The organism is Gordonia desulfuricans NBRC 100010, assembly GCF_001485495.1.
Classification (GTDB): Bacteria; Actinomycetota; Actinomycetes; order Mycobacteriales; family Mycobacteriaceae; genus Gordonia; species Gordonia desulfuricans.
The window spans coordinates 25,896-41,211 of sequence record NZ_BCNF01000002.1; the positions used below are offsets into that span (position 1 = coordinate 25,896).

The 15,316-nt window shown below is 69.0% G+C and carries 11 protein-coding genes; 8 read left to right on the top strand and 3 right to left on the bottom strand.

All coding sequences use genetic code 11. The annotated features are described in order from the left end of the window. Nucleotides 1-47 precede the first annotated feature (47 nt). The 3 genes from GD1_RS00215 (at nucleotide 48) to GD1_RS00225 (ending at nucleotide 6,094) form a co-directional block, all read left to right on the top strand. Nucleotides 48-2,159 (top strand): protein kinase domain-containing protein, encoded by a 2,112-nt coding sequence (locus GD1_RS00215; protein WP_059034893.1) that lies wholly within the window; start codon nucleotides 48-50, stop codon nucleotides 2,157-2,159. A gap of 114 nt (nucleotides 2,160-2,273) precedes the next feature. After that, the gene (locus tag GD1_RS00220) at nucleotides 2,274-3,146 is read left to right on the top strand and encodes an SGNH/GDSL hydrolase family protein (protein WP_059034895.1); all 873 of its coding nucleotides are present in this window, start codon (nucleotides 2,274-2,276) and stop codon (nucleotides 3,144-3,146) included. Between the two features lie 230 nt (nucleotides 3,147-3,376). Further along, nucleotides 3,377-6,094: an acyltransferase family protein gene (locus GD1_RS00225; RefSeq protein ID WP_083533756.1), complete on the top strand. Its 2,718-nt coding sequence runs from the start codon at nucleotides 3,377-3,379 to the stop codon at nucleotides 6,092-6,094. Between the two features lie 96 nt (nucleotides 6,095-6,190). Here GD1_RS00225 and GD1_RS00230 read toward each other — a convergent pair whose 3' ends face one another. The 3 genes from GD1_RS00230 to GD1_RS00240 form a co-directional block, all read right to left on the bottom strand. Beyond that, nucleotides 6,191-6,685 carry a peroxiredoxin gene (locus GD1_RS00230; protein ID WP_053777538.1) on the bottom strand — a complete coding sequence of 165 codons (495 nt, stop codon included), beginning with the start codon at nucleotides 6,683-6,685 and terminating at the stop codon, nucleotides 6,191-6,193. After that, nucleotides 6,682-7,122: a DUF3052 domain-containing protein gene (locus GD1_RS00235; protein WP_059034897.1), complete on the bottom strand. Its 441-nt coding sequence runs from the start codon at nucleotides 7,120-7,122 to the stop codon at nucleotides 6,682-6,684. Before GD1_RS00235 ends, GD1_RS00230 begins: the two co-directional genes overlap by 4 nt. 137 nt (nucleotides 7,123-7,259) lie before the next feature. Next, the gene (locus tag GD1_RS00240; protein ID WP_238403494.1) at nucleotides 7,260-7,964 is read right to left on the bottom strand and encodes an Rv2240c family protein; all 705 of its coding nucleotides are present in this window, start codon (nucleotides 7,962-7,964) and stop codon (nucleotides 7,260-7,262) included. A gap of 222 nt (nucleotides 7,965-8,186) precedes the next feature. Here GD1_RS00240 and aceE point away from each other — a divergent pair, with 222 nt between their 5' ends. From aceE to GD1_RS00265, 5 genes are all read left to right on the top strand, one after another. Next, nucleotides 8,187-10,991, top strand: a complete 2,805-nt coding sequence (gene aceE, locus GD1_RS00245) for a pyruvate dehydrogenase (acetyl-transferring), homodimeric type (RefSeq protein WP_157079330.1) — start codon at nucleotides 8,187-8,189, stop codon at nucleotides 10,989-10,991. A 128-nt stretch (nucleotides 10,992-11,119) separates the two neighbouring features. Further along, nucleotides 11,120-12,391 (top strand): PucR family transcriptional regulator, encoded by a 1,272-nt coding sequence (locus GD1_RS00250; RefSeq protein WP_059034937.1) that lies wholly within the window; start codon nucleotides 11,120-11,122, stop codon nucleotides 12,389-12,391. Between the two features lie 195 nt (nucleotides 12,392-12,586). Further along, nucleotides 12,587-13,495: an ACP S-malonyltransferase gene (locus tag GD1_RS00255; RefSeq protein ID WP_169798169.1), complete on the top strand. Its 909-nt coding sequence runs from the start codon at nucleotides 12,587-12,589 to the stop codon at nucleotides 13,493-13,495. Nucleotides 13,496-13,623: 128 nt separating this feature from the next. After that, nucleotides 13,624-13,929, top strand: coding sequence for a meromycolate extension acyl carrier protein AcpM (gene acpM / locus GD1_RS00260; RefSeq protein WP_059034900.1), 306 nt, complete (start codon nucleotides 13,624-13,626; stop codon nucleotides 13,927-13,929). Next, a complete protein-coding gene (locus tag GD1_RS00265; RefSeq protein WP_059034902.1) occupies nucleotides 13,926-15,197 on the top strand; it encodes a KasA/KasB family beta-ketoacyl-ACP synthase in 1,272 nt (423 codons plus the stop codon). The genes acpM and GD1_RS00265 overlap by 4 nt, the downstream gene beginning before the upstream one ends. Nucleotides 15,198-15,316 lie beyond the last annotated feature (119 nt).

Here is a 15,316-nt window from a genome sequence, read left to right on the forward strand (position 1 = left end):
CCGATGCTGCCGCCCGCACCGGTCCCGACGACGAGAGGGCACCGCCCATGAGCCGACTCGATCCCGGCACCGAGTTCGCCGGCTACCGTGTGCTCGCCCGGCTCGGCGAGGGCGGGATGGGACAGGTCTTCCTCGTCGAGCACCCGCACCTGCTGCGGCGCGAGGCCATGAAGGTGATCTCGGTGACCGCCGCCGATCACGCCGATTTCCAGGAACGCTTCACCAACGAGGCCCGCACCGTGGCCCTGCTCCGGCATCCGGGCATCGTCGCGATCCACCACTACGGCGTGGAGGCCGGCGCCCCGTGGTTCACCATGACCTATCTCGACGGCGAGGACCTGTCGCGGAGCCCGCTCTCCGACGCCGAGATCGGTCTGGTCGCGGTCCGGTCGGCCGAGGCGCTCGACTACGCACACCGCCACCAGGTGATCCATCGCGACATCAAACCCGCGAACATCATCGTCACGCGCGAGGACGACGGCGTGATCGACCAGGTGGTGCTGCTCGACTTCGGCATCGCCCGGTTGATGGACTCCACCCGGATGACCGCCACCCAGGCCTTCATCGGCACCCTCGCCTATGCCGGGCCCGAGCTCATGGACGGACTGCCCGCCGGCCCGGCAACCGATCAGTATGCGCTGGCCTGCACGATCTATGAACTGTTGACCGGTGTCACCCCGTTCGAGGCACCCACCCCGTCGGCGATGATGGCGGCCCTGTTGTCGCGGCCCGCACCGCCGCTGAGTGGACGACGCCCCGATCTGGCGTCGCTCGATCCGGTCTTCGCCCGCGCCCTGTCCAAGGATCCCGCGCAGCGCTACCCCGACTGCCAGTCCTTCGCCGCGGCCCTCTCGGGCGTCCTGGGTGCCTCCGACGCCGGCCCGCAGGCCGCGATCGCGGCACCCACACCGACGCGCTCGTCGTCGTCCGGACCGGCGGTCCCCGCCGAGGCGGCCCGCTACTCCGGTGACACGACCGCCCCGGCCGACACGATCCTGCCGAGGCCGCCGACACCGTCCCGCCTACGACGGCTGCTCCCGGCCCTGCTCACCCTGGTCGCCGCAGTCGTCGTCGCCGCCGTCGCGGTGGGCGTCACGCTGGCCGTCGGTCGCTCCGACAGCACCGCGAGCGATCCCGTCGCACTCACCGGTCAGGTCACCGAGCTGTCGGTGGACGTGTTCACCACCTGCGCGGTCCGGGACGCCGTCGGCTATTGCTGGGGCCAGAACGACGACGGACAACTCGGCGACGGCACCACGGTGGACCGGCACACACCGACCAGGGTGGCCGGGATCAGCGACGTCACCGACATCGCGACCGGCGGCTCCACCACCTGCGCGGTGGCCTCCCGCACGTTGTACTGCTGGGGATCGCCGACGTTGCAGCAGACGACGGTCCCGAAGGAGGTCGCCGGGCTCACCGATGTGACCGACGTCGACGTCGACGGGTCCAACATCTGCGCCATCGCCGGCAGCAGTCTCTACTGTTGGGGCGCCAACGGCTCCGGACAGCTCGGTGACGGCACCACCTCCCCGCGTACCGCCCCGGCCAAGGTCGAGAGCCTGAGCGGGGTCACCGCGATCTCCGTCGGCGACGACGTGACCTGCGCGGTCGCGGCGAACGCCCCGTATTGCTGGGGATCGAACAAGAACGGGCAGCTCGGTGACGGCACCACCGTCGACCGGCACACGCCCACCCAGATCAAGGGTGTGGAGTACGCACCCGCGATCAGCACCGGCGGAACCATCGGCAATGCCACCACCTGCGCCGTCCAGGTCGACGATGTCGCCTACTGCTGGGGCTCCAACGATCAGGGCCAGATCGGTGACGGCACCACGACCGCCCGGTCCACGCCCACGCCCGTCCTGACCGATGCGCTGGCCGTGGTCACGGCCGCAGCCGAGGCGACATGTGCCATCACCCTGACCCGGGAACTGAAGTGCTGGGGCGGCGTGGGAATCGCCACCGGCGCCGACACGGTCCGGCCGGCCTCGGTCCCCGGCCTCCACGATGTGACCACGCTCGCGGTGTCCGGATCGAATGTCTGCGCGGTGGCCGACGCCGAGACCTACTGCTGGGGTCTGAACTCGAAGGGCGAGGTGGGCGACGGCACCACCCAGACGCGCAATGCCCCGACAAAGGTGACGTTCCCGGCATAGGCGCCGTGCTCGCGACCGGTCCCGAGCTCACCGTGATCACCCGGTTATCAAGCTGTATCCCCCGCTGGATTGCGACAGAAGTGACCGGTGTAGTTCAGTGGGACCATTGTGACTATGTATCTGCGTCTTCGTCCCGCCCGTGGTCCGCGTAACCGTCACCGCCGGCTCCGGCGGCGTGTCGCCGCGGCGACCCTCGGCATGGCTGCGGCCGTCACCGTGCTCGGCGCGTCCCCGGCCGCGGCCGAACCGCTCGGGGATCTCGCCGGCGCACTGGGCACCTCGTCCGCCGATCTCCCGCTCGACGAGATCCTGGGCCTGATCCCCGGCCTCGACGGCCTGCTCCGTCCCGACGGCGCGGCCGGCACCACCCGCTGCACATCGGTGATCCAGGTCGGGGACTCCACATCGGTGGGCGTCGACGACGCCGCCCGGGTACCCACCCCCGACGACACCCTCACCGCGCAGTACAAGCGGGTCGGGGCCACACATGTGACCCTCGACGCCGACGGCGGCCGATCGATCGTCGAGGAGGTGGGCGGGCGGCCGAACGCCGCGGACGCGGTCCGGACACAGCTGGCCGGCGGCGCCCGCGGATGCTGGGTGATCGCGATGGGCGTCAACGACGCCGCCAACATCGCCGTGGGCAGCACGGTGGACGCCGACGAGCGCATCGATCGCATCATGGGCCAGCTCGCCGGGCAGCCCGTCCTGTGGCCCACCGTGGCCACGTCGAATCCGTCGAACAGCGCCTACCGCGCCGAATCGATGACCGCGTTCGACGCCGCCCTGCGTCGCGCCGTGGCGCGCTATCCCAACCTCGCCGTGTACGACTGGGCCGCGGCCGCACAACCGGCATGGTTCGCCGACGGCATCCACTACACCGCCGCCGGGACCGCCGAACGCAACCGCCGATTCGCCGACGCACTCGCCACGGCCTTCCCGCCCCGAGCCGGCGTCGCACCCGCCACCCGGTGGGTCGCAGGCTGATCGGGCGGGCCACCGGCAGTGGTTGATTACGCAACCAGATCTGGTGCGCCACAAAAAGTTACGCAATCCGAGCAAAACGTCGTACAACCGGACGACACGGCCGACGTGGCGGCTGGGTCCTCCGGTGGGCCCGGGCTAGACTCGGGGCGCCTGGTGCCCCTGTCCGGCACCGCGACAGCAGCGCTGTGCTGTCCCCCACCGACGCCGACCCGAAGACGCACTCTGCCTCTATGCCACGTCCCACTCATGCCGGAGCCACCTACCTCCCGGCCCTCGATGGTCTCCGCGCGCTCGCGGTCTGCTTTGTCGTCCTCTACCACCTCCATGTGCCGGGGTTCAGCAGCGGACTCCTCGGCGTCGGCGTCTTCTTCACACTCAGTGGCTTCCTGATCACCTCACTGCTGCTGGCCACCCGCGAGCACACCGGAGGGTTCGCGCTCCAGCGCTTCTGGCTGGCGCGCCTGCGTCGGCTGGTGCCCGCGGTGGTGCTGGTGCTGGGTACCTCGCTGGTCGCCGCCTCGGTCGTGGCACCGGACAAGGTGGCGAAGTACTCGTGGCAGGCGCTGTCGGCGTTGTTCTACGTGAACAACTGGTACAACATCGGGTCGGCCGACTCGTACTTCGACCGGTTCGGCGGCCCGGGGCCGTTCGACCATCTGTGGTCGCTGTCGATCGAGGAGCAGTTCTACCTGCTGTGGCCGCTGCTGCTCGCCGCACTGCTGGCCGTACTCAAGAAACGCATCTGGGTCACCCTGGCGATCCTCGCGCTCGCGATCGGATCGTTCCTGCTGCTCAACGGCATCGCCCATCCGGGATTCGACAACACCCGCGCCTACGAGGGCACCGACACCCGGGCCGGCGGCCTGCTCCTCGGGGCGGCGCTGGCGTTCTGGTGGCCGGCGCGGGCACGGACGGTCGGCCACAACGCCCGCTGCACCCTCGACGTCCTGGCCCTCGGCGGGCTCGCCCTCATCGGCTATCTGATCGCCACCACACCGGATGGCGACATCTCGCTCTACCGGAGCGGGATCGTGCTGCTCACCCTCGCGACGATGGCCGTACTGATGGCCACCGTCGTCCCGGAGACCCTGGTCGCCACCGTGCTCGCACTCCCCCCGCTGCGGTGGATCGGCGAGCGCTCCTACGGCATCTACCTCTGGCACATGCCGGTGATCGCGTTCCTCCCGGCGGCCTTCCGCTCCGAGAAACCCGTCGCGACCGCATCTGTCGTGATCATCACGACCCTCGTCCTGTCGGCGGTGTCGTGGCGCTACGTCGAGGACCCGATCCGCCGATTCGGTTTCCGTAAGGCCTTCACCACTCCGCGAGATCCGGAGGACACCCTCATGAACCACTTCCTCGCCTGGCTCATCGCGCTGACCACCCGGTTCACCGACCGGCTGACCGTTCTGCAGGAACGGATGGACGCCCGGCGCCGGGCCGACGCCGAGTCCGTGGCCTCACCCGCCCCCGAGGGCACGACCGACGCCCCGGAGACCACGGGACCGAACACGCCGCCCGACGCGGCCGCACCTGACGAGGCCCCCCACCTCGAAGTCCCCCACCTCGAGGCCACCGGGAGCGACGACTCGACCGACGGGGTGTCCGATACGGCCCCGGCCGACGGGGCCCGCACGGTGCCGATGCAGACCGTGGCAGACACCGACACCGAGGTCACCGCGGCGGTCGACGCCGAGGCAGCTTCCGAGAATGCTTCCGAGGCCGAGGTACTGCCCTCGGATCTGCTGCCCGCAGACGACGACCTGCCCGCCGAGGTGGAGGCGGCCCTCGACGCCCGTTCCCCCCGCACGTCTCCGACAAGTCCTGCCGCGCCCGCCGGTGACGAGTCCACCGGGACCGACACCGACACCAGCACCGAGGTCTTCGACGACGACACCGACACCAGCCGGATCCCCGTCGCCGCCGGGCCGCACGGGCCGGCACACCCGCCGCACTCCGCACACGGCCCCGGCCAGGGGTCACGTGGTCAGAGCACCCCGTCGCCGACTCTGCGTCGCCGACGCCGTCCGCAGCTGCTCGCCTCGATCGTGCTGGTCGCGGCCCTGGCGATCGGTGGGCTCATCGCCCTGGGCAGCCTCGACGCGGACACCCCCGGCGAGCTCGACACCGCGGCGCTCGCCGAGGACCTGCCGCCGACGTCGACCACCGCACCGGCAGGCCCGACACTGCCGGTCACCGAACGGCGCACCGATTGCAGCACCGTCGTCCACGTCGGGGACTCGACGTCGATCGGCATGAACAGTGCGGACACCCTGCCCGATCCGATCGACCGGATCACCGGCCGGTACAAGGCCGTCGGGGCCAAGACGGTGATCACCGACATCGCCGGGGCCCGATCGAGCCTGGAGACGGTGAACGGCGAGCCCAACGCGGTGACCTCGATCGAGGGACAACTGGCCCGCGGTGTCCGGGGCTGCTGGGTGATGGCGATGGGGATCAACGACACGGCGAATGTCGAGGTGGGCGGACCGGGTCCGGTGGACATGCGGATCGACCGTCTGCTGGCGCCGCTCAAGGGGCAGCCGGTGTTGTGGCCGACGGTGATCACCAGCCCGCTCAACGAGAACCCGGCGTACGACAACCGGGCGATGCAGCAGTTCGACAAGGCACTCCTGCGCGCGTGCAAGCGATACCCGAATCTTCGCCTCTACGACTGGGCGGCAGAAGCACAGCCGGGCTGGTTCTCCGACGGCATCCACTACACGCCGGCCGGCTACACCGAGCGGGCCTACCGGTTCTCGATCGCGCTGGCGACGGTCTTCCCGGCCGAGGACGCCCCGCCGCGTGGGTGTCTGCTGCGGTCGTCGGACGTCACCGCGGTGCCGCCGTCACCGACCAGGCCGGCCCCGGGTCCCTCGACCCCTGCGCCGGTGAACGCCGGCCAGGCCGCACCGGCCCCCGATCGTCCGGTGAGCGCACAGGGCTGAGCCGGGTATAGGCCCAGCAGAACAGACGGCGGTCACGGGACGACAGATCCCGGCCGGCCCCGGATGGGTCCGGCCGGTCGGACCGAACGGCCCGGATCAGGCCCGTGCCACCCCGAGTACCTGCTCCCAGAGTTTCTCCGAGCGTCCCTCGCCGGGTTCCATCACATCGGCGAACCGGATGGTGCCGTCGGGATCGACCAGGAACGTGCCGCGATCGGCGTATCCGCGGGTGTCGTTGAACACCCCGTACGCGTCGGCGACCGCACCGTGCGGCCAGAAGTCGGAGAGGATCGGGAACAGAAAACCCTGCGCCGACGACCACACCTTGTGGGTCGGCGGCGGGCCCACCGAGATCGCGACGGTCCGGAGTTCGTCGTCGACGAACTCCGGCAGATGGTCGCGGATGTAGCCCAGTTCGCCCTGGCAGGTGCCGGTGAATGCGAGTGGGAAGAACACCAGCAGGACCTTCTGTCCGGCATCACGCAACGCCGACAGCGACACACGCTGGTTGTTCTGGTCCCGCAACTCGAAGTCGGGAGCGATGTCACCCACACGCAGGTGACCGACGGGCGAACCCGTGGAAACGGTCATGGGCGCTTGCCGGTGGTGCGGGATTTCGGCTGCACCAGCCGTGACCCGGACCAGTCACCGAGGCTGACCACCGAGGTCTGGGTGAGTCCGGCGGTCGGCGCCGCCTCGGCGATCTCGCTGGGATCGACGTAGCCGTCGTTGCCGGTCTTGGGTGACACCACCCATACATATCCGTCGTCGGCCAGCGGGCCGATCGCATCCATCAGCCGGTCGACCAGATCCCCGTCGCCGTCGCGCCACCACAGCAGCACCACGTCGACGACATCGTCAGCGTCCTCGTCGACCATCTCGGCATCGATGGTGTCCTCGATGTCGACCCGCAGGTCGTCATCGGTGTCCTCGTCCCAGCCGAGTTCCTGGACCACCATGCCCTGGGCAAAGCCCAGCTTCTGTGCACTGCTGCCGTCGGAGCCAATGCCCCCTGAGGCGGCTACCACCGCGCGAGACCTCCTGAGATCTGTGTTCATGTCGTCGGGCGACACGTCCGTGTCAGCCGTAGCACACAGCGTAGTGCACCACCGGCCCGTTTACGTCGGCGAATCGCGACGCGTCCCCCGGATTGTCGTCCGATCGATCACCCGGTCGGTACCGGCACCACCGCCGAGGTGCGGGTGGCGATCCCCGGTGGCGGCGGCAGATACCGGGCGCACACGTCGAGGACCGCCTGCTTGTCGGTGCTCCAGCGGGTGGCCACCGGGTTGAGTCCGGTCAGTTCGTGCGCGCCGATCGCGTCCTCGAGCCGGGTGGTACTGGCCAGGAAGGTGTTCACCGGCGTCGTGAGATCGGCCGGCACCTCCGGATCGCGGGCGTCACGGATCCGGTCGGCACCCGCGATCAACGCCGCGCGCGCACGATCGTCGAGGTCACCGACCTTGTCATAGGAGTGGAAGCGGTTGAGTGCCTCGAGGAAGTCGTTGTACCCCTTGACCATCACGACCATCGAGGAGGTGGCCGTCCGGCACAGCGCGACCGTCGCGTCGTGCCGGTGCGCCGAGGCCGCCGACACCGACACCTCCGAGCTGTGGAGGGCCAGCTGATCCGACGGCGCCGTGCCCGATCCGGTCACCGAGGTGGCGCAACCGCTCACCACCGCCGCGACCAGTGCCACGCCGAGAGTGATCAACGACACAGCGAGCCCGCGCGTGCCCCGCACCGGCGTCGCCGGGGTGGGACCGTCACCGGCCACACCGCCGCTGTCGGCGTCACCACGGCGGACACCCGTGCACGGGGCTTCGGCGCAGGACACATCGACGCAGGACAGACCACCACGGTGCCGCATCTCGCCACCCCTCACTTACTCGCCGGTAACGCCTGAGCGAACGCTACCGCAGGTCAGCGCGCGGATACCGAATCGCCACTCACCCGATGCCAAGCTTCGGCGCATGGGGCACGATAAGGAGTGGACACGTGAGCGGGCACACCATCCTCGCAGCCGTGTCCGCGTGTCATCGACCGCCGCGCACAACCCCACGCCGGCCCAGATCGAGGAGTAGGCATCACCGTGACCGAACAGGCAGAATCCACCGACGCGACAGCCACACACGGCGTCGCCCCGTCCGCGACATCCGGCGCCCGCGTCCGGGTCATCCGCGAGGGTGTCGCGTCGTATCTGCCCGACATCGACCCAGACGAGACCACCGAATGGCTGCAGTCCTTCGACCAGCTCGTCGCCCACGCCGGCCCCGCCCGAGCGCGCTACCTGATGTTGCGCCTGCTCGAACGCGCCGGTGAGCAGAACGTCGCGATCCCCTCGCTGACGTCCACCGACTACGTCAACACCATCCCCACCGAGAACGAACCGTGGTTCCCCGGCGACGAGTCCGTCGAACGCCAGTTCCGCCAGTTCATCCGGTGGAACGCCGCGATCATGGTGCACCGCGCGCAGCGCCCCGGAGTGGGCGTCGGCGGTCACATCTCCACCTACGCGTCGTCGGCGTCGTTGTACGAGGTCGGCTTCAACCACTTCTTCCGCGGGATCGACCATCCCGGCGGCGGCGACCAGATCTTCATCCAGGGTCACGCCTCCCCCGGCATCTATGCGCGCGCCTTCCTCGAAGGCCGGATCAGCGCCGAACGGATGGACGGCTTCCGTCAGGAGCACAGCCACGCCGGACCGGGCGGCGGCCTGCCGTCGTACCCGCACCCGCGGCTGATGCCGGAGTTCTGGCAGTTCCCGACGGTGTCGATGGGTCTGGGCCCGATGAACGCCATCTACCAGGCACGCTTCAACCACTACCTGCACGACCGCGGCATCAAGGACACCTCCGACCAGCACGTGTGGGCGTTCCTCGGCGACGGCGAGATGGACGAGACCGAGTCGCGTGGCTTCGCCAGCTTCGCCGCGACCGAGAGCCTGGACAACCTCACCTTCGTGGTCAACTGCAACCTGCAGCGGCTCGACGGCCCGGTGCGCGGCAACGGCAAGATCATCCAGGAACTCGAATCGTTCTTCCGCGGTGCCGGCTGGAACGTGATCAAGGTGATCTGGGGCCGCGAGTGGGACTCGCTGCTGCACGCCGACCGTGACGGTGCGCTGGTCAACCTGATGAACTCCACCCCCGACGGCGACTACCAGACCTACAAGGCCAACGACGGCGCCTTCGTCCGCGAGCACTTCTTCAACCGGGATCCGCGCACCAAGGAACTGGTCAAGAACATGACTGACGCGGAGATCTGGAACCTCAAGCGCGGCGGTCACGACTACCGCAAGATCCATGCCGCCTACGCCGCGGCGAAGGACCACAAGGGCCAGCCGACGGTGATCCTGGCGCACACCATCAAGGGCTACACGCTGGGCAAGCACTTCGAAGGCCGCAATGCCACGCACCAGATGAAGAAGCTGACGCTCGACGATCTCAAGGCGTTCCGCGACTCCACCCGCATCCCGATCACCGACGCGCAGCTGGAGGAGAACCCCTACCTGCCGCCGTACTACCACCCCGGGATGGACTCGCCGGAGATCCAGTACATGCTCGATCGGCGCAAGCACCTCGGTGGGTCGCTGCCGGTCCGTCGCACCGTCGCCAAGCCGCTGCACCCGGATGTGAGCAAGGCACTCAAGACCACCGCCAAGGGGTCGGGCAAGCAGCAGGTGGCCACCACCATGGCGCTGGTCCGTATCTTCAAGGACCTGCTGCGCGACCCGGAGATCGGCAAGCGGATCGTGCCGATCATCCCCGACGAGGCCCGCACCTTCGGTATGGACTCGTGGTTCCCGACGCTCAAGATCTACAACCGCAACGGTCAGCTCTACACCTCGGTGGACGCCGAGCTGATGCTCGCCTACAAGGAGAGCAGCGAGGGTCAGATCCTGCACGAGGGCATCAACGAGGCCGGGTCGGCGGCCTCGTTCACCGCCGTGGGCACCTCGTATGCCACCCACGACGAGCCGATGATCCCGCTCTACATCTTCTATTCGATGTTCGGGTTCCAGCGCACCGGTGACAGCTTCTGGGCCGCCGCCGACCAGATGACCCGCGGCTTCGTGATCGGTGCGACCGCCGGCCGCACCACCCTGACCGGCGAGGGCCTGCAGCACGCCGACGGCCATTCGCCGCTGCTGGCGGCCACCAACCCCGGTGTGGTGGCCTACGACCCGGCGTTCGCCTACGAGCTCGGCCACATCGTGACCGACGGTCTCAAGCGGATGTACGGCGACGACCCGGAGAACGTCTTCTACTACATCACCGTCTACAACGAGCCGATCAGTCAGCCGGCCCAGCCGGCCGACCTCGACGTCGAGGGCGTGCTCAAGGGTGTCTACCGGTTCCGTCCGGCCCCCGAGGGCAAGCAGCATCCGGCCAACATCCTGGTCTCGGGCGTCACCATGCCGGATGCGCTGCGCGCGCAGGAGCTGCTGGCCGACGAGTGGAATGTCGGCGCATCGGTGTACTCGGTGACCTCGTGGAGCGAGCTGGCCCGCGACGGCGTGGAGATCGACCGGGCGGCGGTCCGTGAGCCGGGCACCGCGGCCGGCACCCCGTATGTGACCGAGGTCCTCGGCCGCTCGTCGGGTCCGTTCGTCGGCGTCAGCGACTACATGCGCGGCGTCCAGGAGCAGATCCGGGCCTACGTGCCGGGCACCTACCTGACGCTGGGCACCGACGGATTCGGCTTCTCCGACACCCGCCCGGCCGCACGCCGGGTGTTCAACGTCGACGCCGAGTCGATCGTGGTGGCCGTGCTGGTCGCCCTGGCCCGCGACGGACACGTCGATGCATCGGTGGCCGCCGCGGCCGCCGAGCGGTACAAGATCACCGACGTCAACGCGGCGGCGGTGTCCTACGCCGACACCGGCAGCGCGTAGGTCGTCGGCATCCATCCGACGGGTCGGCCCGTCTGATCTGCCCCTGGCAGTCCCCACCGATCGCCGGTGAGGACTGCCACGGCGTCGTGTCGGGGCCGGTGGAGTGCCTCGCGGACTACATTGGATGGGTGTCCGATGCCCGGGTGAACCAGCCTCAACCACCGGCCGACGTCTTCGGGGAGCGCGGCGCCCACGTGCCCGCGCCGGCGACGGTGCACGACGCACTGCCCGACACCCTGCTGCGCCGGGTCAAGCAGTACAGCGGCCGGCTGGCCACCGAGGCGATCCACTCGATGCAGGATCAGCTGCCCTATTTCGCCGATCTCGACGCCGCACAGCGCGCCAGCGTGCAGCTGGTGGTGCAGACCGCGGTGGTGAACTTCGTCGAGTGGATCCAGGATCCCGAGGGCAACGTCAAGTTCACGGTGCAGGCATTCCAGGTGGTCCCCCAGGACCTCGCCCGCCGCATCACGCTGCTGCAGACCGTCGAGATGGTCCGGGTGGCGATGGAGTTCTTCGAGAAGTGGTTGCCGCTGCTCGCCCGCAACGACGCGCAGCTACGTGCCCTGACCGAGTCGGTGCTGCGGTACGGCCGGGAGATCGGTTTCGCCGCGGCGGCCATCTACGCCTCGGCCGCCGAGTCGCGCGGCGCGTGGGACTCCCGCCTCGAGGCCCTCGTCGTCGACGCGGTGGTCCGTGGTGACAGCGGCCCGCAGCTGATGTCGCGGGCCGCGGCGCTGAACTGGGATTCCGACGCCCCGGCGACGGTGATCATCGGGGCGCCCCCGCCCGAGCAGAACGTCTCGGTCCCGCTGGCGATCCACAACACCGCCAAGGGACACGACAGGGCGGCGCTGTCGGTGGTCCAGGGCACCCTCCTGGTGACCATCGTCTCCGGCCCGATCCGTCCCACCGATCGCTTCACCCTGGAGCTGCTCACCCACTTCGCCGACGGTCCGGTGGTGATCGGCCCGACGATGCCGAACCTGAATGCCGCACACACCAGCGCCACCGAGGCGATGGCCGGGATGACCGCGGTGGTGGGCTGGCCGGGTGCGCCGCGCCCCGTGCACAGTCTCGAGTTGCTACCGGAACGGGCACTCAACGGCGACTCCACCGCGACGGCGACCCTCATCGACACGCTCGTGCGACCGCTGACCCATGGCGGATCGACGTTGAACCACACTCTCGAGTCGTATCTGGACTGCGGCGGCTCGGTCGAGGCATGTGCGCGCGAACTGTATATCCATCCAAATACCGTCCGGTACAGACTGAAGAAGATTGCAGAAATCACAGGACGTGATCCAACTAACCCCCGCGACGCGTATGTCCTACGCATCGCGGCGACCGTCGGACGTTTGACACGCTTCAAGAACGAAACGTCGACAACTGCCACATAGAACCCATCAGTAACATCACGGAGATACTGTTTGCGCTGGCAGCGGCCATATGGACACGGTTACGTAACGAATCTCGGTGTGATGACGATGCGGGTGACGCCACGATTACCTTTGTGGGAACCCTACAAATCCGTCCGGTGAGGTTCATTGACCTCTACACCCACTTTTCGGGCCCGGAGGGTGTTCTCTGGTCACGTGCTCACGATGCTCGCGCCCGGACAGGGCTCACAGACCCCCGGCATGCTGACGGCTTGGCTCGAACTGCCCGGCGTTCGTGATCAGCTCGAATTGTGGTCGAAGCTCACCCGGCTCGACCTGATCCGGCTGGGCACCACCGCCACCGCCGAGGAGATCACCGACACCGCGGTCACCCAGCCGCTGGTCGTCGCGACCGCTCTGCTCGCCTACGACGAGTACCGCAAGCGTGGCGAACTGCCCGCCGACGCGGTCGTCGCAGGCCACTCGGTGGGTGAGCTGGCCGCCGCCGCCATCACCGAGGTGATCAGCGCCGACGAGGCCGTGGCCCTGGCCGCCATCCGTGGCGCCGAGATGGCCAAGGCCTGCGCCCAGGAGGCCACCACCATGGCCGCGGTGCTCGGTGGCGACGAGGCCGAGGTCCTCGCCCGCCTCGACGAGCTCGACCTGGTCCCGGCCAACCGCAACGCCGCCGGCCAGATCGTCGCCGCCGGCCCGGTCGCCGCCATCGACGAGCTGGTCGCCAACCCGCCGGCCAAGGCCCGCACCCGCAAGCTCGCGGTGGCCGGCGCCTTCCACACCCGCTACATGGCTCCCGCGCAGGACGCGGTCGCAGCCGCAGCGGCCAGGATCACCCCGTCGGCCCCCACCCGCACGCTGCTGTCGAACTCCGACGGCCGCCCGGTCACCGACGGTGCCGAGGCACTGTCGAAGCTGGTCACCCAGGTCAGCAGCCCGGTCCGCTGGGACCTGTGCTCGGCACACATGCGTGAGGTCGGCGTCGCCGCGATCGTCGAGCTGCCGCCCGCCGGTGCGCTCGCCGGGATCGCCAAGCGCGAGCTGAAGGGCACCCCCACGGTTGCCTGGAAGACCCCGGACGACCTCGAGAAGGTCATCGAACTTGGATAGCGGTCGCGGCTGGTCCGCGACCCCCGGAAGTCCGGCCGTCAGCCGGATGTCCAAGCGTGCGTGGGTATCACACGCCTCATCGCCGCTCCGGAAACAACCCAACTGAATCGGAAGAAGGGAACCACCCAGTGGCTGCCACCCAGGAACAACTCATTGCCGGTATCGCCGAGATCATCGAAGAGGTCACCGGCATCGAGCCGTCCGAGGTGACGATGGACAAGTCGTTCGTCGACGACCTCGACATCGACTCGCTGTCGATGGTCGAGATCGCCGTGCAGACCGAGGACAAGTACGGCGTGAAGATCCCGGACGAGGATCTCGCCGGCCTGCGCACCGTCGGTGACGCGGTGAACTACATCCAGAAGCTCGAGGCAGAGAACCCCGAGGCCGCTGCCGCCATCAAGGCGCAGATCGAGGCAGATCAGAACTCGTGAGCTCGCCGTCCCTCCGCGAATACTCCACGCTGGGCGGGAACTTCCCGAGCGTGGTGGTCACCTCCATGGTGGCGACCACCTCCCTCGGCGTCGATCTCGACTCGACCTGGCAGGGGCTGCTCGACGGTAAGACGGGCATCCGTGAGCTGACCGACGACTTCGTCACCAAGTACGGCGAACTGCCGTGCCGTGTCGGTGGTCGTCTGCTGGCCGACCCTGCCGAAGAGGTCACCCGCGTCGAAGCACGCCGGATGGCCTACGTCGAGCGGATCGCGCACGTCATGAGCAAGCGCCTGTGGGCGCAGGCCGGCGAGCCCGAGGTCGACCCGGACCGCCTCGCGGTGGTCCTGGGTACGGGCCAGGGCGGCGGTGACGCGATGATCGACGCGGTCAAGGCGATGGAGTCCTCCGGCAACTACCGGAAGGTCTCCCCGCTGGCCGTCTCGATGGCCATGCCCAACGGTCCGGCCGCTGTGGTCGGGCTCAACATCGGCGCCCGCGCCGGTGTGATCACGCCGGTCTCGGCGTGCTCGTCGGGTGCCGAGGCCATCGCCCACGCATGGCGGCACATCGTCATGGGTGATGCCGACATGGTCGTCACCGGCGGCGTCGAGGGGCACATCGATGCGATTCCGATCGCGGCGTTCTCGATGATGCGGGCGATGAGTACCCGCAACGACGATCCGGCGGCCGCCTCGCGTCCGTTCGACAAGGACCGTGACGGCTTCGTGTTCGGCGAGGCGGCAGCGATGCTGATCCTCGAGCGCGAAGAGCATGCCGTCGCACGTGGTGCGCACATCCACGCCCGCGTCCTCGGTGCCGGGATCACCTCCGACGGCTTCCATCTGGTCGCCCCGGACCCCAGTGGTCAGGGCAACGCACGGGCGATGACCCGCGCGCTCCAGACGGCCGGCCTGACGAAGAACGACATCACCCACGTCAACGCGCATGCCACCTCGACCCCCATCGGCGACACCGCCGAGGCCGTCGGGATCCGGGCTGCGATCGGTGACCACGCCGCGGTGTACGCACCGAAGTCGGCGCTGGGCCACTCGATCGGTGCGGTCGGCGCGCTGGAGTCGGTTCTGACCATCAAGTCGGTGGAAGAGAGCATCATCCCGGCAACGCTGAACCTGGAGAACCAGGATCCGGAGTGCGACCTCGATGTCGTACACGGGCAGCCGCGCCGCGGACAGATCGACTACGCGATCAACAACTCGTTCGGTTTCGGCGGTCACAACGTGGCGCTCGCCTTCGGGCGCTACTGACCCCGCGGTCGGACGACGCAGAACACGAACAGCAAGGGCACCACTACTGCGGTGCCCTTGCTGTTCGTGTCGTCTCGCCGGAAGCGGCGGGTGGGACGTCGGCCGTGCGCATCACGGTG

Coding starts and splice junctions, on each gene's coding strand:
- GD1_RS00215 (WP_059034893.1), top strand. CDS start 48: ATGAGCCGACTCGATCCCGGCACCGAGTTCGCCGGCTACCGTGTGCTC.
- GD1_RS00220 (WP_059034895.1), top strand. CDS start 2,274: ATGTATCTGCGTCTTCGTCCCGCCCGTGGTCCGCGTAACCGTCACCGC.
- GD1_RS00225 (WP_083533756.1), top strand. CDS start 3,377: ATGCCACGTCCCACTCATGCCGGAGCCACCTACCTCCCGGCCCTCGAT.
- GD1_RS00230 (WP_053777538.1), bottom strand. CDS start 6,685: ATGACCGTTTCCACGGGTTCGCCCGTCGGTCACCTGCGTGTGGGTGAC.
- GD1_RS00240 (WP_238403494.1), bottom strand. CDS start 7,964: ATGCGGCACCGTGGTGGTCTGTCCTGCGTCGATGTGTCCTGCGCCGAA.